This window comes from Gemmata sp. SH-PL17, assembly GCF_001610855.1.
GTDB lineage: Bacteria > Planctomycetota > Planctomycetia > Gemmatales > Gemmataceae > Gemmata > Gemmata massiliana.
In genome coordinates this window covers 2,246,364-2,265,912 of the sequence record NZ_CP011271.1, presented here as the reverse complement: position 1 = coordinate 2,265,912, position 19,549 = coordinate 2,246,364, and the positions used below count along the sequence as shown (strand labels likewise).

18 protein-coding genes are annotated in these 19,549 nt (G+C 64.7%); 12 read left to right on the top strand and 6 right to left on the bottom strand.

The window, feature by feature from the left end; translation table 11 throughout:
- Nucleotide 1 precedes the first annotated feature (1 nt).
- Nucleotides 2-667, top strand: a complete 666-nt coding sequence (locus tag VT84_RS09510; protein WP_082839360.1) for a DUF1080 domain-containing protein — start codon at nt 2-4, stop codon at nt 665-667.
- 124 nt (nt 668-791) lie between these two features.
- On the opposite strand, the gene VT84_RS09505 is transcribed toward VT84_RS09510, so the two are convergent.
- Both VT84_RS09505 and VT84_RS09500 read right to left on the bottom strand, forming a co-directional pair.
- On the bottom strand, nt 792-1,871 hold the full coding sequence (locus VT84_RS09505) for a M24 family metallopeptidase (protein ID WP_082839359.1): 1,080 nt from the start codon (nt 1,869-1,871) through the stop codon (nt 792-794).
- A gap of 618 nt (nt 1,872-2,489) precedes the next feature.
- A complete protein-coding gene (locus VT84_RS09500) occupies nt 2,490-3,134 on the bottom strand; it encodes a phospholipid scramblase-related protein (RefSeq protein ID WP_157469368.1) in 645 nt (214 codons plus the stop codon).
- Nucleotides 3,135-3,203: 69 nt separating this feature from the next.
- Here VT84_RS09500 and ubiE point away from each other — a divergent pair, with 69 nt between their 5' ends.
- From ubiE to VT84_RS09475, 5 genes are all read left to right on the top strand, one after another.
- Entirely contained in the window at nt 3,204-3,932 is a 729-nt protein-coding gene (ubiE, locus tag VT84_RS09495; protein WP_082839357.1) for a bifunctional demethylmenaquinone methyltransferase/2-methoxy-6-polyprenyl-1,4-benzoquinol methylase UbiE, read from the top strand.
- Between the two features lie 118 nt (nt 3,933-4,050).
- Nucleotides 4,051-5,070: a uroporphyrinogen decarboxylase family protein gene (locus tag VT84_RS09490; protein ID WP_082839356.1), complete on the top strand. Its 1,020-nt coding sequence runs from the start codon at nt 4,051-4,053 to the stop codon at nt 5,068-5,070.
- A gap of 70 nt (nt 5,071-5,140) precedes the next feature.
- A complete protein-coding gene (locus VT84_RS09485; protein WP_082839355.1) occupies nt 5,141-6,661 on the top strand; it encodes a trypsin-like peptidase domain-containing protein in 1,521 nt (506 codons plus the stop codon).
- Entirely contained in the window at nt 6,658-7,470 is an 813-nt protein-coding gene (locus tag VT84_RS09480) for a sugar phosphate isomerase/epimerase family protein (protein WP_082839354.1), read from the top strand. Before VT84_RS09485 ends, VT84_RS09480 begins: the two co-directional genes overlap by 4 nt.
- A gap of 314 nt (nt 7,471-7,784) precedes the next feature.
- The gene (locus VT84_RS09475) at nt 7,785-9,173 is read left to right on the top strand and encodes a neutral/alkaline non-lysosomal ceramidase N-terminal domain-containing protein (RefSeq protein ID WP_082839353.1); all 1,389 of its coding nucleotides are present in this window, start codon (nt 7,785-7,787) and stop codon (nt 9,171-9,173) included.
- Here VT84_RS09475 and truD read toward each other — a convergent pair.
- The 3 genes from truD to VT84_RS09460 all read right to left on the bottom strand — a co-directional run bounded on the left by truD (nt 9,148) and on the right by VT84_RS09460 (nt 12,467).
- A complete protein-coding gene (gene truD, locus VT84_RS09470) occupies nt 9,148-10,323 on the bottom strand; it encodes a tRNA pseudouridine(13) synthase TruD (RefSeq protein ID WP_082839352.1) in 1,176 nt (391 codons plus the stop codon). The genes VT84_RS09475 and truD overlap by 26 nt on opposite strands.
- Nucleotides 10,324-10,489: 166 nt before the next feature.
- Nucleotides 10,490-11,293 (bottom strand): hypothetical protein, encoded by an 804-nt coding sequence (locus VT84_RS09465; RefSeq protein ID WP_157469366.1) that lies wholly within the window; start codon nt 11,291-11,293, stop codon nt 10,490-10,492.
- Between the two features lie 148 nt (nt 11,294-11,441).
- Nucleotides 11,442-12,467, bottom strand: a complete 1,026-nt coding sequence (locus tag VT84_RS09460) for a Gfo/Idh/MocA family protein (protein WP_082839350.1) — start codon at nt 12,465-12,467, stop codon at nt 11,442-11,444.
- 687 nt (nt 12,468-13,154) lie between these two features.
- On the opposite strand from VT84_RS09460, the gene VT84_RS09455 reads away from it, so the two are divergent.
- From VT84_RS09455 to VT84_RS09430, 6 genes are all read left to right on the top strand, one after another.
- Nucleotides 13,155-14,543: an RNA polymerase sigma factor gene (locus VT84_RS09455; protein WP_157469364.1), complete on the top strand. Its 1,389-nt coding sequence runs from the start codon at nt 13,155-13,157 to the stop codon at nt 14,541-14,543.
- A gap of 416 nt (nt 14,544-14,959) precedes the next feature.
- A complete protein-coding gene (locus tag VT84_RS09450; protein ID WP_052559698.1) occupies nt 14,960-15,379 on the top strand; it encodes a hypothetical protein in 420 nt (139 codons plus the stop codon).
- 146 nt (nt 15,380-15,525) lie between these two features.
- Nucleotides 15,526-15,975 (top strand): hypothetical protein, encoded by a 450-nt coding sequence (locus tag VT84_RS09445; RefSeq protein WP_052559697.1) that lies wholly within the window; start codon nt 15,526-15,528, stop codon nt 15,973-15,975.
- Nucleotides 15,976-16,122: 147 nt separating this feature from the next.
- Nucleotides 16,123-16,500 (top strand): hypothetical protein, encoded by a 378-nt coding sequence (locus tag VT84_RS09440; RefSeq protein WP_157469362.1) that lies wholly within the window; start codon nt 16,123-16,125, stop codon nt 16,498-16,500.
- A 95-nt stretch (nt 16,501-16,595) separates the two neighbouring features.
- Complete coding sequence (locus tag VT84_RS09435) at nt 16,596-17,048, top strand: hypothetical protein (RefSeq protein WP_052559695.1); 453 nt, start codon at nt 16,596-16,598, stop codon at nt 17,046-17,048.
- Nucleotides 17,049-17,181: 133 nt separating this feature from the next.
- Nucleotides 17,182-17,655, top strand: coding sequence for a hypothetical protein (locus VT84_RS09430; RefSeq protein WP_082839349.1), 474 nt, complete (start codon nt 17,182-17,184; stop codon nt 17,653-17,655).
- 70 nt (nt 17,656-17,725) lie between these two features.
- Here the strand turns inward: VT84_RS09430 and VT84_RS09425 are convergent, their stop codons facing one another.
- Complete coding sequence (locus VT84_RS09425; RefSeq protein ID WP_082839348.1) at nt 17,726-18,811, bottom strand: NAD(P)H-dependent flavin oxidoreductase; 1,086 nt, start codon at nt 18,809-18,811, stop codon at nt 17,726-17,728.
- Nucleotides 18,812-19,549 lie beyond the last annotated feature (738 nt).

The window sequence follows — 19,549 nt, the reverse complement described above, 5'->3', positions numbered from 1 at the left end:
CATGCGTACCCTGCTCTGCTTTGCCGCGTTCGCGCTCCCCTCCTACGTGTCCGCGGCCGACGCCGACGGCTTCACGCCCCTCTTCGACGGCAAAACGCTCGACGGCTGGACGTTCATCGTGAAGCCGGACAAGGAGGGCAAGAAAGCCGACCCGAAAACCACCTGGAGCGTGGCCGACGGCACCATCCGCTGCACGGGCAAACCCAACGGCTACATGGTGACCAAGAACGAATTTTCGGATTACGTTCTGCGCGTGAAGTGGCGTTTCCCCGCGGACGGTAAGGGTGGCAACACGGGTGTGCTGCTCCACGTTCAGGACGAGAAATACTGGCCGACGTCGATCGAGGCGCAACTTCTCACCGGCCGAGCCGGAGACATCTTCCTCACGAACCCGCCGGACGCGAAGCTCGACGTGGACAAGAGCCGCCAGAATCCGAAGCTCGAGCGCCAGTTCTTCCGACTGGAAACCAAAGAACCGGTCGAGAAGAAGCTGGGCGAGTGGAACGAGTACGAAATTACCTGCAAGGGCGGCGACATCACACTGGTCATCAACGGCGTAAAGGTGAACGAGGGCAAGAACGGCAATCTGACAAAGGGCCGCATCGCGCTGCAATCCGAGGGCGCGGAAGTTCACTTCAAGGACGTGCTGGTGAAGAAACTGAAGTAACTACCAGCAGCGTACCCTCCACAGGAAACATGCTGGCGAACCCCACCCGCAAGGGTGGCGGGTGCGAGCGGTGCCAGAGTTCGCGTACTACCCACCGCCCTTGCGAGCGGGGTTCACTTTTCGACTACACCAGCGCGATCGTGTGGTTGCTCAGTTGCTCGCTGCCGGTTTCGGTCACCAGGTAGTTGTGTTCAATGCGCAGCCCACCCACGCCGTCCACGTAAAGACCCGGTTCCAGAGTCACCACATCACCCGCGACCAGTGTTTCGGACGAGTGGCGCACGATGTACGGCGGTTCGGGGTGCGAGATCCCCAACCCGTGCCCGCCGTGCGTGGTGAAGTAATCGGCCATCCCCGCACCTGCGAACACGTTCCGCATCGCGTCATAGACCTCCTGGCACGGCACCCCGGCCTTCAGGTGTTTCGCGCCCGCGGTGATCGCAGACAGGCTCAGGTCCATTAACTTCTGTTGGTCGGCGGTCGGTTTTCCGCCCACGCAGATCGTGTTCGTGAAGTCGCTGCGGTAGCCCTGCACGATCACCGAGTAGTCGAGGATGAACAGTTCGCCCACTTCGAGTTTGTGCGGTGTCGGCGGCCCCCCGCGCTTCTTCCCCCCGACCGATATCGTGAAATCCCCGTACACAACGGCCCAGTGCCCGAGTGTGGCGAATACCGCGTTCGCCACGCCCGAGTAGACTTCGAGTTCCGTCATCCCGGGGCGAATGTTCGCCCGGCCCCAAGCGTGCCCCGCGTCGCACGCCTTCATGCACGTTTTTAGGAGCGCGACCTCGTCCGGGTCTTTCCGCCGGCGCAGTTCGGTGACGATACCGATGATCGTGGCCCCAAGCGGGTCCGCGATGGAGTCGTGAATACGCCCGCCGTTAGCATCGAGCGCGGGTTTGAGAACCAACCGGCGCGGGGCGAGTTCCGGTTCTTGCCCGCTATACCACACCAGCGGCTTGCGCTCGTCGACCTGCGCGAACTCGACACCCTTTGGGAGCTTACTATCGTGGTACAGCGTGGCGTGACCGTCTTCGCGAATCACAAGCAGCGCGCCGAAATCCGCGCTGGAACTGATCCCATCGACGTAAAAGTTGGCGAAGTACCGCAGGTGGAGCGGGTCCGCGAGTACGACCGGGTGCGACGGCTTCAGGCGCTCCAAAAAGCGCTGACGACGTGCCTTGCAGCCTTCGGCGGTGAGCATCGCGGACCTCCCGAATTAATGAGCGAAATACCGGAACCGATCGATGATATGGCCGGTCCCGAATCGCACAAACTGATTTGCCCGATTTCCGCCCTAAAGCAGCCACGGCGGAACACTTGCTGCGGCAGCCCGTACCTCGTCATCGGTAACCGAGGCCCAGACCACCTCACGAACGATCACCACAGCATAGGGCTCACCGACACCGCTCCACCCGCCGGCCACCTCGCGAAGTCGACTGGCCAACCAGCCGTGTTCGGCAAACTGACCGCCGCACCGTTCCGCCCACGCGACGGCCTCGGTAGACGACAGGCAGGTGGCCTGAGTCCGATGACGTTCAACTTTATTCGGTCCGGGGACCAAATCACCCATCAGCCAACGGTCCACCCACTCCGTGAAGTACACCACGGGTAGTGATAGGGCGTGCTCGCGGATCGAAGCACAAAGTTAATCTACTGCTACGGGGTCAGCAACCGAGCGCCACTCATCGAAGCGGGTCGCGACGGCGATCGCAGATTGCCCGGCGAGCGTTGCCACCGTCAATCTCTGCGTCGCCATCCCGCGACCTCTCATCACCAGACAACTTAATGATGCCCGAATTCGTGGGCAAAACTACCCGTATTACTCGTTGTCGCTTTCACCGCCGCTGCTGCCACCGCCCTTGGTGCTCATCAGCGAGTCGATCGCGACGGCCGCGCCGAGGATCAGCATCTTCACCGTCGGCTGGTCCGCGAGTTGCGGGGCGATCTGAACCGCGTAAGTGTCAGCAGAAGTGAACATTTCCTTCATCGCCCCGGCCCACTTCTTCGACACCTTCCCCATTTCCGTCTTCCCGTCCGGCTGGAAGAACGTGTATTCCGACTTCAACAGCTTCCCGCGGATCTCCGCAACGTGTTTGCCGGCCCCGTCGTACACGTGGAACCCACCGGCCAGACTGAATTTCTTCGCCTTGTACAGCCCGATCACCGCCCCCTGCGAGTCGAGCACTTCGACCTTCTTGAGGAGCAGGCCCCGGCGGCGCACGGTGAACACGAGCGAATCGTCCGGCTTCTCGCGGAACTCGATCTGCGTGGCCGGCGGTCCCATCAACGTGCCCAGGAGCTTCGCGAGGGGCGTCGTGGACTGTTCCGCGGTGCCGACCACCGTGCCGGTCTCGTCAAGAATCTCGAACGAGGCGCGGGAGGAGAACAGCTTCGTTTTTTGCTTGACGACCAGCGTGTTCCGTTCCAGCACGGGCCGCTCCTTGAGCGTTGGGGGTGTTAACACGAGGGCCGGACCTCGGTTGAGGTTATAAACCAGCGCTCTCAAGGCTACCAGCGTTCACGGGATCATTACGTGTCTTCACAGTTGCTCGACAAGCGGGAAGTTCGCATCCGGCGCATGTTCGGTCAGATCGCGCCGTGGTACGACTTCCTGAACCACTTACTCTCGCTGAACATCGACAAGCGGTGGCGCGACCGTACCGCCCGGCTCGTACCGCCCGGCCCCGCGAGCCTCGGCCCGATCCTGGATCTCTGCACCGGCACGGGCGACCTCGCGCTCACCTACGACCGCGACGCGCGAGGGGCAGTGCCCGTCGTCGGGGCCGATTTCGCCCACGAGATGCTGGTTCTCGCGGCGAAGAAGGCCGACGCCGCGGGCGCGGGGGGGCGCGTGAAGTTCGTGGAAGCCGACGCACAGGCGCTGCCGTTCGCCGACGACACGTTTCAGCTCGTCACGAATGCGTTCGGCCTGCGCAACGTGACCGATACCGATCGTGGGCTGGCCGAAATGGTCCGCGTCACGCGCCCGGGCGGGCGCGTCGCGGTACTGGAGTTCTCGAAGCCACGCAGCCCGGTCTTGGGCCGGCTCTACGGCTGGTACTTCCGCTACGTGCTCCCGCTCGTCGGCCAACTCGTCTCGCGCAGCGGCGAGAGCGCGTACCGCTACCTCCCCGCGAGCGTGCTGAAATTCCCAGATTACGAAGCCCTTGCGGACAAAATGCGCGCGGCCGGACTGGGCGAGGTGAAGTACGTGCCGTTCACCTTCGGGGTCGCGACCCTGTACGTTGGTGAGAAGCCGTGAGTGTGAAGAAGAGCCTAACCCCTTCCCTAAGAAGGAAGGGGGAGTAAGACAGGAGACTGTTTACTCCCCCTTCCTTCTTAGGGAAGGGGGGCCGGGGGGTTAGGTTCTTCGAGAAGCCATGCCCGATTCATTCCACGACAAGCACCTTCTGGTTCGCGCAGCAAACGGCGAGCGCGTCGAACGGCCCCCGGTGTGGGCCATGCGCCAGGCCGGACGCTGGGACCCGGAGTTCCAAAAGGTCCGCGCCGGCAAACCGTTCTACGAGTTCTCGGCCGACGTCGAGGGGTCGGCCCGCGCGTCGCTGTGCCCGCGCCGGTTCGGTGTGGACGCGATCATCCTCTTCTACGACATCACCACGCTGCCGTTCTCGATGGGGGTGCCGTTCGAGTTGCAGCCCGGCGCGGGACCGGTCCCGGACCGCCCGATCCGCACGCGCGCGGACCTCGACCGGCTGAACCCCAATCCGCAACCGGAGTCCTACGCCCACATTCGCGCGCTACTGAAGCGTGTCAAAGACGAGTTGCAAGGCGATTTGCCGGTGCTGGTGTTCGCCGGCGCCCCGTTCACGGTGGCCACGTACTGCATCGGTACCGGCAAGGACGTGGACGCGACCCGGCGCTTCGCCGCGGAAGAACCGGCCGTGTGGAACGGGTTGCTCGAACGGCTCTCGGGGGCCACGGTCCGGTTCCTGCGCACGCTGATCGCCGACGGCGCGGACGCTTACCAGCTCTTCGACTCGTGGGCCGGCGGACTGTCTCTGGACGAGTACGACCGCTGGGCGCACCCATTCCACGCGGACATCATCACGCGAGCCACGGGCGTTCCGCGCATCCTCTTCGTAAAGGAAGGTCCGTACCTGGACCGGATGTGCGATTCGGGCGCGGAAGTCATTAGCCTGGGGAGCGTTCACGACCTCGCCGCCGCGCGCCAGAAGTACCCCAACCTCGCGTTCCAAGGGAACGTCGACGAAGAGATCCTCCGGAGCGGCACTCCAGAACAGGTGCGCGACGCGGTCAAAGCGTGCCTCCGGGCAGGCGGCGGCGAGCGCCACATCATGAACCTGAACCACGGCGTCGATAAGGGCACCCCGGTCGCGAACTTCGAGGCCTACGTGAGCGCGGCGCGGGCCGGTCTGTAGGGGCACCGCTGCTGGCGTTCGCGCCCCCGGGCGGGTACAACGGAGTCACCTTTCCGCCCGGAGGCGGTCCATGCGCGCTGCCGTGTCACTGCTGGTGCTGTCCGCGTTCGCCCTGGCGCTCCCCGCCCAGGACCGGGAAACGACCGCGGACGATCTGCTCCGGGCCGTCGAGCGCAAACTCGTTGCCGCGAACGAGCGCGCCGGGCCGTGCGTCGCGTGCGTGGTCGTGTCGCGGAGCGAGAAGTACCCGAAGCCGACCAGCGACGTACCGGGCGCGCTCGGCGCGTTCGACCCGAAGCAGTTCGCGAAGGACAATCCGAACGGGGGCGAGCAACTGGCCAAGGCGCTCGACCTGTCGGACCCACGAGCCGTCGCCGACCACGGGTTCGCGTGCGGGGTGGTCATCGACGATAAGGGGCTCGTCCTCACACCCTACCACGTCGTCGACGGCGCGACCAAGATCTACGTCCACTTGCCCGGCGCGGCCGGGTCTTACGCAGACATCCACGCGGCCGATGCGTGCCACGACCTCGCGGTGCTGAGGCTACTCACCCCGCCCGTGGGGTTGAAAGCAATCAAATTCGGAGACGTCCGGCTCACGCAGCGCGACGGCCCAAGGGGGAACGTTACCACCGGCAAGCTCGCCGTACTGGTCGCAAGTGCTTACGTACCAAATCTCCCAATTAATAAGCCAAGTGTGGCGCTCGGCAGCGTAACGAACGTGCGCCACCACCTCCCCATCCAAGGCTTGGACCAGCGCCAGAGACGGTTGGATGATTACTACCTCCACGGCCCGTTTTTGGAACACGATGCCAAGCTGAATACGGGCATCAGTGGCGCCGCGCTCCTGAACCTCGACGGCGAGATGATCGGCCTGACGACGAGCGCACCGGTGCCGGGACTTGGCGAAAAGCAGCCCGAGTACGCATTCCCTTTAACGGAACAGCGCCTCCGAGTCATCGAAGTTCTGCGGCGCGGGGAAGAAGTTGAAATCGGGTTTCTCGGCGTGTTGCTGGGCACCAACTTCGCATCCCTCACGGTGAGTGGTACGACCCCGCTCGGCCCGGCCGCAAAAGCCGGTATCAGCCCCGGGGACGTCATCACGCACATCGACGGTGCCACGGTCCGAAACTACGACGATTTACTGGGCCACATCGGGTCAGCCCTTGCCGGTACAAAAGTGACGCTCACAATTGGCAACACGCGCGACGTCACTCTCGCACTGGGTAAGTGGCAGCACACCCGCCCCGTGATCGCCTCCGTTCGCCCGGACCCGGTATTCGGGCTGCGCGTCGACCACGACAGCATCCTCGCGCAAACTGTGGGCGAGCGCGCTCGAGCGACCACACCCAGGAACATTCCTAGCGGCGTATCGATCGGCACCCTCGTACCGAATTCGCCCGCTGAGGCGGCCTTCAAGAAGCTGGGAGACGACCCACAAAAGCGCTGGCTCGTCACGCACGTGAACGACAAAGCGGTCACGACCCCCGCCGAGTTCTATGCGGCCGCGAAGGGCCAAAAGGCCATCAAACTGACGGTTATCGACCCGACCGAAGCGAAGCGCCAGGAGCGCGAAGTGAGCTTCCCATGAAATACGCCATCTGCAACGAAACGTTCGAGGGCTGGGAGCACGCCCGTGTTTGCGCCCGGATCGCGGAATTGGGCTACACCGGGCTCGAAGTCGCACCGTTTACGCTCGCCCCGCGCATTACGGACGTGAGCACCGCGCGCCGGTCCGAGCTGCGCAAGCAAGCGGAATCAGCGGGCGTGCAGCTCATCGGGCTCCACTGGCTGCTCGCAAAAACAGAGGGTTTTCACCTGACTTCGCCCGACGCCGCGACCCGCAAGCGCACGGGGGAGTACCTCGCCGAACTGTCGCACGCCGCGGCCGATCTGGGCGGCGACATCCTCGTACTCGGGTCGCCCTTTCAGCGCAACCTAGCCGTAGGGATCACCCGCGAGCAGGGTGAAGCGTTCGCTGCGGACACACTCACTCACTGCCTCCCGGCACTGGAACGCGACCGCGTGTACCTGTGTCTGGAGCCGCTCACACCGGCGGAAACGAACTTTATGACCACCGCCGCAGAGGGCGTCGCTCTCGCGCGGAAGCTGGCCCACCCGTTCGTGAAACTGCACCTCGACGTGAAGGCAATGGCCGCGGAGTCCGCACCCACGCCGGACGTGATTCGCGCGAACCGCGAGTACATGCACCACTTCCACGCCAACGACCCGAACAAGCGCGGACCGGGCTTCGGTAACACCGACTTCAAACCCGTCTTCCAGGCACTCAAAGACGTGAACTACGCCGGTTGGGTGTCGGTCGAGGTGTTCGACTACTCCCCCGACCCCGATACCATCGCCCGCGACAGCATCCGCTACATGCGCGAATGCGCGGGGTAGGAGCGAAATTCGCCGCGGATTACGCAGATAATACGGATCAAGGCCGAGAAATCAGAAAGGCAAAAGAGTGTATTGGTTAGCCCCGTTAGGGGCGTAGGCGAGTAGCCAGGTGAAGCGAGCTACGCGAGCACAACCCCCTGGCGGACCACCCGGCGCACGTGCCGTTCGCCAGGGGTTGCGCTGCGCTTCACCCCTGGCTACTTGCCTACGCCCCTAACGGGGCTGAAAACTAACACACATCGAGTCTCTGATCCCTGTCTTCTGTTTTGATCTGTGTGATCCGCGGCTCTCCCTCAATCTTTCCGAGAGTTCTCATGCGATTCGCCTCCGCGCTGTGCGTGCTCCTCTCCTTCGCTCTCCCCGGTTCCGCGGGGGAGTTCAGTGTGGGCTTCGGTGAAGTGGACGTCACGCCCGAAGTCGGGAAGAAGCCGGTGTACATCGCGGGGTTCGGTCAGAACCGCAAGGCAACGAAGGTCCACGACCCGATCACGGCGCGGGCCGTCGTAATGGGCGACGGCGACGAGAAAATCGCGTTCGTGTCGGTCGACGTGATCGGGCTGTTCCTCCCGAGCGTCGAGCGGATCCGCGAGAAAGTAACCGGGTTCAAGTACGTGCTCGTCTCTGCGACCCACAACCACGAAGGGCCGGACACACTTGGCCTTTGGGGGCCGACGCCGATTCAAACGGGAATCGATGCCGACTACCAGAAGAAACTGGAAACGGGCTGCGCGGACGCGATCAGGGCCGCAGACAAAGCCCGCACACCGGCCACCGTGCGCATCGGGAAGGCGAGCGATCCCGATCTGCTACTCGACAACCGCAAGCCGGTCGTGAAGCACGACGAACTGGTGGTGCTCCAGTTCCGCGAACCGAAGACCAACAAGTCGCTCGGCGTGTTGGTGCAGTGGAACTGCCACCCGGAATCGCTCGATTCGCGGAACACTGAGATTTCGGCCGACTTCATTCACTACACGGTGAAGCACTTGCGGGAATCGCACAAGTGCCCGGTGGCGTACTTCACCGGGACCGTCGGCGGGCTCATGACCACGCTGAAGCTGCCGATCAAGGACGAGAAGGGCAAGGAACTCGCCGACGGAACGTTCGAGAAAACGGAGCGCTACGGCCGACTCGTTGCCGCCCTCGCGGACAAGGCGCTGAAGGACGCAGCGCCCGTAAAACTGACGCCGTTCACGGCTCGCACGCAGGAGCTTCTGGTGCCGGTGGAGAACGCCGTTTACCGGCTCGGGTGGTCGCTCGGCACGCTCGACCGCACCATGTACGCCTGGGAAGGGACGCCCACACCGAAGAAGTTCACTGCGACGAAGGACGTTACGAAGCCTGTCGCGGTCAAAACGGAAGTCGGGTACCTGAAACTCGGCGAACTCGAAATCGCCGCGATACCGGGCGAAATCTACCCCGAACTGGTGCTGGGGAAGGTCCAGAACCCGGCTGATCCCGGAGCGGACTTCCCCGACGCCCCCATCGAACCCGCCATCTACGAACAGTTGAAGGGCAAGCACCGCATGCTGATCGGCCTCGCGAACGACGAACTGGGGTACTTCATCCCGAAGCGCCAGTGGGACGACAAAGCCCCGTTCTGCTACGGGCTGAAGAAGTCCCAGTACGGCGAAATGAACAGCGTCGGGCCTGAAGCCGCCCCCATCATCTGCGGTACATTCAAGGAGTTGGTGAAGGGGAAGTAACGCGTTTTACCAGCATCGTCGCGTAGCTGCCGCGCGGGAGGTCGAAGCGGAGCACCAGTTTCTTGCGCCCGCGGTTCAGCTCGTCGGCCTCCGCGGTGTGGCTCAGGTTCTCGGGGCGCACGCACGCGGAGCGGTCGCCCTTCGAGAAGAACGGCTTCTGCATCCCCTTCACTTTCAGTTCCGCGAGCGTTAGGCCCTCCGACTTCAGCGCCTCTTCAACGATCGGCAGCCACACGGCATCGGGAGCAGGCTTCACGCGCGCGGAGGGGAGCGGGAGTGTGAGTGATTCCCACGCAGCACGGTGTTCCTCCGACACGCGCACCGGCGCGGGAACGCGCCCGAGCTTCAGTTCCACTGTGGTCAAATTCTCCGCGCCGAGCGTCGCGGTGAGCCACGCGGCCAGCATCTTGTTCCAGAGGTAGCTCTGGTACGCAGACAGATACAGGCCCTGAAGTTCCGGCCGCAGCCGCGCGACCGCGCCCTTGAAGTCGGTCGGGTGCGCGGCGAGGTAACTGACCAGGCTGCGGGCGTGGCCCTTCGGCAGTTTCGCCTGGCACTCGGGCCACTTGCCCCACAACTCGATGAGTGTGGCCTTCTCGCGCTTCGCATCGGCCCGGTCGAACTCGTAGGGCGCCGCGAGCGCGAGCCACAGTGCCCGCTCGAACCGCCCGAACACCATCTCCTTCGCGACGAACTCTTCTGCCTCCCCGACCGAGCCGAAGCGCTGATCGTCGAAGTAGTTCGGCACTCCCGCGCCGGCGACCTCGCGGAGCGCGTCTTCGGCGTGGGTGATGGCGCCGTCGCTCAGGGAGCGGAGCGCGATCGTGAAGCGGTTCGCACGGATGTTGGCCGCGGTAAACGGCTCCGCGCACTGACCGAGGTACGTGAGCGTCACGCGCTCGTGGGACAGGTTCCGCTTCGCCCCGCGGAACACGGTGACGTGCTGTGAGGTCACCGCGTGGCGATCCTTTAGCCCGCCGTAACTCAGCCGGCGGAAGTCGAGTTGCCAGCGCCGGCGGATCGCCGCGAGCGCGTCCGGCGTGGTCCAACCGGTCTTGTCGAGCCGGTACAGCGCGAAATCGCCCGCGTCGGGCACGGTGTCGGTCAGTTCCTCGACCCGGAAGTCCTCCGGCTGCTGCTTCAGTTTCATGTGGTTATTGAAGCAGCACGGCCACACCCGGACGAGGCCATATCGACTCGTTTTGATTGCCTTCTGTAGCCGGCCTCTGTGAGGCCGGGCTATCCACGGTTTGTGGCTCACCGGCCTCGCAGAGGCCGGCTACAGAAGATCACCCATCCGCACGATTTGGTACCATTCACGGTTTCTGCACGACCGCACCCGACGCGGCCGGGGCCGACGGCACGGGGCGAGTGCTCACGTGGGTGCCGATCGCACGCACGGGACCGCGGTCGGAGAGGAAGCCCCACTCGCCGCCCGACTGTTGGTTCGGGGCGCGCCGGGCGACCGTGCCGGGGGTGCTGCTGTCCGGGGTTACCTCCAGCGGCGGTTCGCAGTTCTGGGCCGCGATGTTGTTGAGCAGGTCCGTAATCACCGCTACCGTTGTCGGGTGCGCGGGCAGCCCGAAGTGACTGGCGTTGCCCACCACGACGCGACTGGAGTGCGGGACACTCGCGGCGCACGTTCCGCTCGTGATGAGCAGCGTGCGGGAGCCGCACGGTTCCGCGGGGCAGCCCATCGGGTCGAGCAGCACGACGGCCTCGACGGGGATCCCCTTTGCGGTGAGGTCGCGGGAGAGCGAAACCGCGGTCGCGGCCCCGAGGTCGTACCCGAGGAGCACGAACCGCGCGTCCGGGTCGGTGCGCCGGATGCAGTCGATCTCCGATTTCACCCACCCGCCGTGGCACAGCTCGCCCATGCCCACCTTGGCGAAGCCGGCGTCCCCGAGCTTCATGCGGAGCGCGTTCAGCCCGCAATCCGTCGTGGGCGTGAGGCCGTGCATCATGAACACGTGAACTTCGTTCCGGCACTGCACCGGGAGATCGAGGTCGGGGCCGTGATTCAGCGTCTTCTCGTACCCCTTCGTGCAGCACAAAACGCACCCGGTGCTCGCCAGTACGGTTGCCAGGATCACACAGATTGCCCAGGAACGCGCATTCATCACCGGTCCCTCGCCTTGACTCTTCGGCTCTGCCTGTTCAGATCGGCAGAACTCGCGAAGTCGCGAGAACCGTTGCAACTTAACGCGCCACATTCCCGTGCAATCGGTAAGGGTCGTTCCGGTTATCGAGGATGGGCGCTTTGGGTAACTAGCCGATGGCGACCGGCTTACCCAGTTTCACAGACTCGATTTCTCGGTGGCACAACACCAGCGCGTCCCGCGCCAGTTGCCCACTCAACAGTGCCGGCTCCGTCCCCGTGGTTACGCCGGTCACCGCAGCTTGGAGTTCGTCCGAGAACGCCGAGAGTGCGTCGCCCCCACCAGCCAGCTCGGGCTGCGTAGAGCGCCCGTCCGCCGTCAACATCGTCAACGGGACGCCACCGGAGTCGTACAGCAGCGTCGCTTTCTCCAGGTAGATCTCGTAGCCGTGAACGAACGGGCGCCCGCCCATGCTCACCGCCCCGCTGGAGCACGTCACCGCGGGACCGCCCGGGCCGTAGAGGTAGGACGTGGTGAGATACGTCACCGCGTCGCTCTCGACCGTGCCCACCGAGAACACGTGCTTGGGCACGCCGCACACGAGGCCGATGAAGTGCGTGTCGTGGATGTGCAGGTCGACGGCCGGTCCGCCGGTCTTCGCGGCGTCGCCGATGTCCGCGGACCAGTCCGGTTTCGCGATCACGCGCTTGAAATGCGCCCCGACCACTTTCCCGTACAGCCCGCCGGAAATGACCTCGGCCGCGAACCGGAACTCCGGGAAGAACGGCAACACGTGCGCGACCATCAGGAGCTTGCCCGCGCTCTTCGCGGCCGCCACCATCGCGTCGGCGTCCTGCGGCGACAGCGCGATCGCCTTCTCCACGAGTACGTGTTTGCCGGCCTTGAGCGCGGCGAGCACGATCGGCGTGTGCTGGTCGGTGACCGTACACACATCAATGAGGTCGATGTCGGGGTCCGCGAGCATTTCGCTCAGGTCCGCGTAGGCCTTCACGCCCGTGAGATCGACCTGCCCGGGTTCGGGACCGAAGTTCCCGCGCGTGTTGCGCCAGTCGCCCGCGCGCTTGGCCGCGTCGCGGCTGCAAATGGCCGTGACCTTCGCCCCCGTGAGGCGCTGGCTCGCGAGGAAGTGAATCCGGCCCATGAACCCGATGCCGACGATACCGATGCGCACCATGTCGATGACTCTCCGGCGAAAGCGTGTGGCGTAGTTATCGAACAGCTCGCGACCAGAAGCAAGCGCGATGACGGCACCGGCCCGCGATCAGCGCACCGCGCCGGGTGAATCATCCGACCTCGCGGTCCGTGTGCGACTCGGGTCTCGGATAACATTTGCTAACATTTCCCGCCTCCCGGACCCGGGCGCCGGAGGCAAAAGCCCCGGCAAAAACGCACCCGGCACGCTAACATCAGGCTAACATCACCTCTCGTTTCACCCCGTTTCAGCCCTGCAAATGTGTTGAACACGTCGTTTTTGGGGGTGTTTGGTTACAGAATCGACGACTTTTGGGCTGTTCTGCGTCGAGCCGTTACGAAGCACGCAACCACAGGTCGTCGCGGGAGCGGTAGGTCGGGCTGTGCCCGACGCTGTGTGTACCCATCACGCACGGCGCGTTACTGAACGACATAACGACCTCCTACCGGATAGTGGACAAATTAACAAATTCGATTCGGCTTAGCAATACCTCCCTTGTCGAAATATGGACAAAATACCACTTCCTTCAGACGCGACGTGAAACGCCACCGCAGCCCTTTCCGTGGCAACCTCAGCACGACGCTGGGAAACAAAAAAAGTGGAACAAATCGCTCTCCTCGACCCAGTATGAAGGGGTGAAAGGAATCCCATCCTCCGAGGAGAGGAACGGTGCCGACGCAATTGAGTGGGGCCGTCCGACGGCTGGGTGATGCGCTGGCTTGCCGACACGCAGCGGGCTTGGCAGACACCGAGTTGTGGGAGCGCTACGTCCGGAACCGGGACGGCAGCGCGTTCGAGGCTCTTGTCCGCCGGCACGGTCCGATGGTGCTGGGCGTCTGCCGACGCATTCTCCGCAACGAGCCGGACGCCGAAGACGCCTTCCAGATCACTTTTCTCGTGCTCGTCCGCCGGGCGGCTTCCCTCCGGGCGCCCGACGCCATCGCCAACTGGCTCCACGGGGTCGCCACCCGCACGTCTCTGGAAGCCCGGGATGCGACCGCGCGCCGTCGGGCTAAGGAAGCGACGGTACCCCCGCGAGGGGCAATTCCGGAGGGGCCGTCGACCGAACTCCGGCACGTGTTGGACGAAGAACTGGGGCGACTGGCGGAGCGGTACCGGGTCGCGGTCGTCCTGTGCGACCTGGAAGGTAAGACGCGCAGGGAAGTGGCCGAGCAACTCGGATGGGCCGAGGGGACGGTGGCGAGCCGGCTCGCGCGCGGGCGGAGCATTCTGGCCCGGCGGCTGGCCCACCGCGGGTTCGCCGCGGCTCTGGTGGCGGCCGCGCTTGCAGGTGGCACGACCTCGGCCGGCGTCCCCGCCGGACTGGTCGCTTCGACGGGCCGGGCCGCGACCGACGAAGCGAGTATGAGTGCCGTTCTTTCGGGCCGGGGTGTTCCGTTAACGGAAGGAGTAGGGCGATCCATGTTCCTCACGAAACTCGTGACTGCCGCGGCTCTCGTCTTCGGGGGCACCGTGCTGGGGCTGGTTTCGACGACCGGGGCGACCGAAGCGCCGGCACAGGAGAGCACGCGGGCGAATCCGGACGACGTGCGCGAGCGCGTGGCGGAGGTGAAACAACAACTCCAGCAGCTCCAGCAGAAGCTCGCCAAGCTGGAGCAGGAGGTTCCCGCCGGGCGCGACGGGGCCGCAGCAGCCGGCGCGCTGGCTGAGCGGTTCAAGCACCGGGTCGCGTTCGAGATCGGCGACACGGAGACGCGCGACGGCTGGCGCATCGAGATCCGCGAGGTCTGGGGCACGCGGCCGAAGATCGAGGTCGGCGGCCAGTACCTGGTGCGCGGGAAGTACAAGCTGCCAGCCGGTCAGAAGGGCAAGCTCTACTTCTACCTGACGGCGTCGACCACCGCCGGGGCCGTGACGGGGACGCTCGACCTGCAAATGCAGAACCTGGACAAGCCGGAGGGCGAGTTCACGCTGGTACACGGCATGGAGAACCCCGGGCACTTCCACCTGATCCTGACGGACCCGGACAAGTATTCCCGGTGGTTCGCGAACGTGTACTTCGGGACCGGTGACACCGTCTGGCGGAAGAAGCCCTGAGCGACTGGGTGAGCCGGCTTGTTCATTGCCCGCGACCCGGCTGTCACGTGGCACGCGAGCCCGCTTGACGGCGCAGGGGCTCCGGGAGCGGCGAGCACCCGAGCCGGGCAAACGAGTACAACGGGGAGCTTTCTGTCGACCGGAGCGAACGAGCACAGGCTGCTACCTGCTTGAGCGCAGTAGCGAATATGTTACCCTGCTGGACATTACACCAACGGTTGCCGGTCAGTGCCCGTACTCGTTTGCCACATGAAGCAAACGAGTACGGGCACTGACCGGTGAACCCGTTCTAAGTTCGGTGCCGGAGGTGCGAACCCCGATGGGATTGTGGTGTCTGAAGGTGTTGTGACGCCGGCGCGGGGCGGCGGCTCGAAAGGTACATTCCCAGACAACACGATTTGATCGGAAGCGTGCGTATGGCCGCCACATTCAAGCGGATGGGTTGGGAGGATCGCGAAGTCAAAGTAAAGCGAGATGAACTGTTGGCGGTTCTCCGCGAGAACCGCGAGCGCCACATTCGCGAGTATAAGGCCGCGTGTATCGGTTACCGGGAGGTCGCCCTCGGCCGGCTCGAAGAGAGCTTCCAAGAGGCCCGCGAGGTTGTGAACCGGTTGAAGGAGGGCCAGACGGTTTCCGTCGTTGGTTTCCGCATCAGCCTGTCGGTGCCCGTGAACTACGAGAAGGCCTACGACCAGATCATCCGAATGATGGAAATGAGCGTGGACACGGAGATCGTCCTCACGGCCAGTCAGTTCGCGTGCTTCGTGATGGACGACTGGGAGTGGAAAGAGGACTGGGCCGCCAGCATCGCTCAGTACCTCCAATCCGGCAAGTAAACCTGAGCGCTCGAAGGCACGCCGAACGGGGCGCGGCACCGGACCCAACCGCGTGATTCGTTCCTATTGCTCACTGACTGGCCGTTGTCGCGGATTGGCTTTGCGGCGGGCCGGTGAGCTATTTGTTCGACGGCGGAGGGGCCGTAGTGGAAGCAAGCGAAGCCCTGCGGCAAGCACTCGGCGGCTACCGGGCGCCCACCCTGGCAGATGTGAACGAGCTGGCGCGGTACCACTGCGACTTCCACGTCCAGTCGTTCGACGGGCTGCGGCTCGTCGTCGTGGGTAGTTTCGACCTGTGCTACTACCACGGCTTGGAACTGCATTTCGTCGAGGTCGCCCGGATCGACTGCCCGGTTCGGTTCCACAACCCGACATTCGCGGATGAGGGGCCGGTTAGCGCTCACGACGGGAGCGCGGCCGGGCCACGCCGGTACGCGATCCGCAGTGACGAGGGGGCGCATACGATCCTTGCGGGGTCCGTGGAGATCGTGTTTGGTACCGTGTACTATTACGACCGCGGTGCGGCCCTCAAGTCGGGCGAGCGCATCGCCCCTTGGGTCAAACGCGCCAAAACCGAACCCGCCCCGGCCACGTAATTGGTATTGAGTTACTCACCGCGCGTCGTTGTGGCCGGTTGCGATCCCGGCCGGGCCGGTGGGCGGTGTCGTTCGGCAAGAGAGGGCTTCCGGATGGGCGACGGGCGGCCCCTGATCCTATTCAAGTGCGCCGTGTGCGGAGTGCCGGTGACCCGACCGGTTCGACTTCTGGGCGAGGTGCCGGACCCGTTGTCGGGTGACGGAGTCGATCTGCTCCCCGAGGGGTGCTGCTGGCGGGACGCCCGCCCGGGCAAGTCGTGCGGCCGGTTCCTGCTCAACCTCCGGGACATGGTCAACACCGGCTACCACCCCGACGGACGGCGAGTGAGCGGGTGTTGCGGGCTGTCCGGCATCGACGGCGTCAACACACTGTGTGCCAACGGCCACGAGGTGGCGACGGAGTCGTCGGACTGTTGGACGGGGCCACACCACGTCGAACTGGAGCCGTACACATACATTCTCGTGGAACTGGCTGACCGCGTCCCAGAAGCCGAACTCGGCGCTGCGCCTGACCCGACCACGTGAACTGCGTCTCGTTGCTCGCCGATTGCCCGTGTGAGCTGGTTGGTGTCCCGGCCGGGGCATTGGGCTCGGCTGTTCGGCAACAGGAGGCGAAGCGGATGCGACCGGTTTATCTCCGGCGTGACTACGAGCGGTGCCTGCTGTCGCTCGGCGGGCACGATTACCCGACCGATTACCGTTGGCTCCGGGCTCACGGGTTCCGTGGTTTCACTCCGTGGCACTGCCTGGACGCCGCTGACCGGGCGGACAAACTGCGGCGGGAGTTTCTCACGGAAGTCGACGGTGGGTCGATCCCGGTTCAAGATTTCCTCCCGTTCGCCGAAACTCAACACATGGACGAGGTGGCCGGGTTCGTGGTCGCGAATGGGGTAGCCACCGTACAGGTGTGCGTAGTCCACCTGACGTGGCGGGGGCGGGCCGAGGCACCCGGTTGGCCGTCGTACCAACTCTTCTCCAACATCTGGGAGTGGTTGACAATGGCCTGCGCCGAGTCGCGGGAGTGGTGTTCACCCGAGGAACTGGCGGACTTGGTCGCAAACGTCATGGATTGAGGAGCCGGGCCGAACCGGTCACTATACCGGACCCGACCGCGTGATTTATCTTGTGCCCGCCTGCTTGTAGTTGTCGCGTATTGGTACCGCGGCCGGGCTTGTGAGCTCGATGTTCGGTGGCGGAGGTGCGTGGGTGGGGAAGTTCTGTGACTTCTACGTCGTCCCTCACTTGGAGGCCGGCCCTGCGGCCCGCTCGATGGGCTGGTCGAAGCAGTGGCCGCACTACCACATCAAGCGGGTCGATGTGTTCCAGGTGGCGGCGCTGTACGAACTGCTCCGCGGGGTAGCCGGCGAGAGCACTTGGAAGCTGTTCGAGCAGCGCGTGGAGCCGGATCTCGCCGACGAGGTGGTTGGGGAGACGGCCGACGACGATTATGACGGGCCGTTGTTCCTCGTCGCTACCTTCCCGACGGGCTTCACCGAGGGCCTGGCGGGGCTGAGCGAGGCCGATCGCAGTACACTGGCCGAGCGGTGGCAGGTTCACCCGGAGTTCTTCTGGTCGCGGAAAACCGGGATGGCGGCCAAGGTCGTGGGCGAGTTGTGCCGCCTCGCGGCCCTCGCGGTGCAGCGGCAGGAGATCGTCATCCTGGCCGAGTCGGGAGAGTAGGGGACGTGGCACCAACAAGCCGGCCAAACCCGGCATGCCCCCGGATTCGGCCACGTAACAGACTGCCCCGTCACCGATTCTCGATGGAGGACATTCGCGTGATCGCGTCCCGGCACTCCTGCCACAGCAGTCCGACGAGTTCGCCCGCGGGTTTCTCCCGTGCCCGTCCGACGCCCTGACCGGCCCACTGAGCGCCGTAGCCGTATTCGCCCGCCGACTTCGCTGCCGCGTGGAGCGCTTTCCCGGCATCGTAAGCGATCGGGTAATCCGGGACGCTGTCGTTGCCGAATTCCTCGCCCAACGCGGTAAACCGGTTCGACAGCGAGCGGGCCGGGCGACCGGAAATGGCACTCGTCACGGTGGTGGCGCGGGTCGGGCGCTCGGTCATCGCCCGCCGATAGCCGGAATCGGCCGCGGACTCCGGGCAAAGGATGAAGGCGGTACCAAGTTGCGCGGCCCCCGCTCCCAGCGCGAGCGCCGCCGCGATCCCAGCTCCGTCCATGATCCCCCCGGCCGCAATAACCGGCAGTGAGAGGTTCGTGACGAGTAGTCGCGTGAGCGCCATCGTTCCGAGTCGCTCGCCCGGTGCTTGTGGGTCGAACACCCCGCGGTGCCCGCCGGCCTCGTACCCCTGGGCGACAACCGCGTCGATGCCGGCGTCCCGGATCGCGTGCGCTTCGGCGAGGTTGGTGGCCGACGCCAGCAACCGGATGCCGGCCTGTTTCAGCGCGCGGATCCGGTCGAGCGGCGGCAGCCCGAAGTGGAAGCTCACGACCGCGGGGCGCTCGGTGAGGAGCATCGCGAGCATCTCGCCGTCTTCGACGAAGCTCTTGTAAATCTCCCGCAATGCTCCGGGCGGAGTCGCGCCGAACCGGGCGAAGTGTGGCCTGAGCCGGGCGAGCCAGTCGGCCTCTCGTGCCGGGTTCGAGACGGCCGGGGCGTGACAGAAGAGGTTCACGTTGAGCGGGCCGGCGGTTCGAGCGCGGACGGCCGCGATCATGGCTCGGGCGCCGACCGCGTCCACGTTCCCGACCCCGATCGAACCCAGGCCGCCCGCGTTCGACACCGCAGCGGCCATCTCCGGGGTCGAAACGCCGGCCATCGGAGCCTGAATGATCGGCAGACGGATTCCGAGCACCGACAGCAAATGGTTCACGGGATCTCCTCCTGGGCCGGGTTCATGTACACTGCCGTCAATCGATCCCGAAGGGTCGAGTATCCCATCTCTTACTCGTATCTACACGGCGCGACCGACTTATTTACCGACGTGGGTTGGCGAACGCGAAAATCGCGGGTAGAGTGTGATCGAGTTGTTCGCGGTCGCACGAGCTAGCGCAAACTACGGTGTTACGCCGTGGGCGGTCCTCAATGCCGATCAGTTCAATTGTCCTCCCGGCACGGTACTACAGATCAGTACCACGCCGGGAGGCGTGCCGAAGGGACGAAAGTAGCCGGCCGCGAACAACTCACAATTAATGCCCCGAGCGCACCCGAAGTTAGCGGATGCTGCGGCGCTACGCCGCGGATGATTTCTGGTGCCCGACTATCACCGTTGAATGCCCGCTTGCTACGCAGTGCTACGCATATGGGCATTCAACTGCGGTACGAAGCAAGTAGCCGGTGCGACCGGGGCACCTTTTGAGACACCCACACGGAGGCCGCACAGGGCTCCCGCCCTGTACTTGTGCTGAAACATCGGTTCCGCCGCTACGGAGTTAGCGTTTTCTGCGGCGTTACGCCGCGGGTGGTTTGTAGTGCCGGTCAGATTACGGTCACGGCCCGCGCGGACACACAGGTTGTACGCACGGGCCGACCGTGTAACGGTAGGACAGTAGCTGGGCGGCGGAACCGATTCGACATTCAATCCCACACGAGGACACCCCGTTTCACCGCC

What these genes read in the sequence shown, in the direction of transcription:
- VT84_RS09490 (WP_082839356.1), top strand. Translation starts at nt 4,051, where the DNA reads ATGCCCGATTCATTCCACGACAAGCACCTTCTGGTTCGCGCAGCAAAC.
- VT84_RS09450 (WP_052559698.1), top strand. Translation starts at nt 14,960, where the DNA reads ATGGCCGCCACATTCAAGCGGATGGGTTGGGAGGATCGCGAAGTCAAA.
- truD (WP_082839352.1), bottom strand. Translation starts at nt 10,323, where the DNA reads ATGAAACTGAAGCAGCAGCCGGAGGACTTCCGGGTCGAGGAACTGACC.
- VT84_RS09505 (WP_082839359.1), bottom strand. Translation starts at nt 1,871, where the DNA reads ATGCTCACCGCCGAAGGCTGCAAGGCACGTCGTCAGCGCTTTTTGGAG.
- VT84_RS09480 (WP_082839354.1), top strand. Translation starts at nt 6,658, where the DNA reads ATGAAATACGCCATCTGCAACGAAACGTTCGAGGGCTGGGAGCACGCC.
- VT84_RS09475 (WP_082839353.1), top strand. Translation starts at nt 7,785, where the DNA reads ATGCGATTCGCCTCCGCGCTGTGCGTGCTCCTCTCCTTCGCTCTCCCC.
- VT84_RS09465 (WP_157469366.1), bottom strand. Translation starts at nt 11,293, where the DNA reads ATGAATGCGCGTTCCTGGGCAATCTGTGTGATCCTGGCAACCGTACTG.
- VT84_RS09435 (WP_052559695.1), top strand. Translation starts at nt 16,596, where the DNA reads ATGCGACCGGTTTATCTCCGGCGTGACTACGAGCGGTGCCTGCTGTCG.
- VT84_RS09485 (WP_082839355.1), top strand. Translation starts at nt 5,141, where the DNA reads ATGCGCGCTGCCGTGTCACTGCTGGTGCTGTCCGCGTTCGCCCTGGCG.
- VT84_RS09460 (WP_082839350.1), bottom strand. Translation starts at nt 12,467, where the DNA reads ATGGTGCGCATCGGTATCGTCGGCATCGGGTTCATGGGCCGGATTCAC.
- VT84_RS09510 (WP_082839360.1), top strand. Translation starts at nt 2, where the DNA reads ATGCGTACCCTGCTCTGCTTTGCCGCGTTCGCGCTCCCCTCCTACGTG.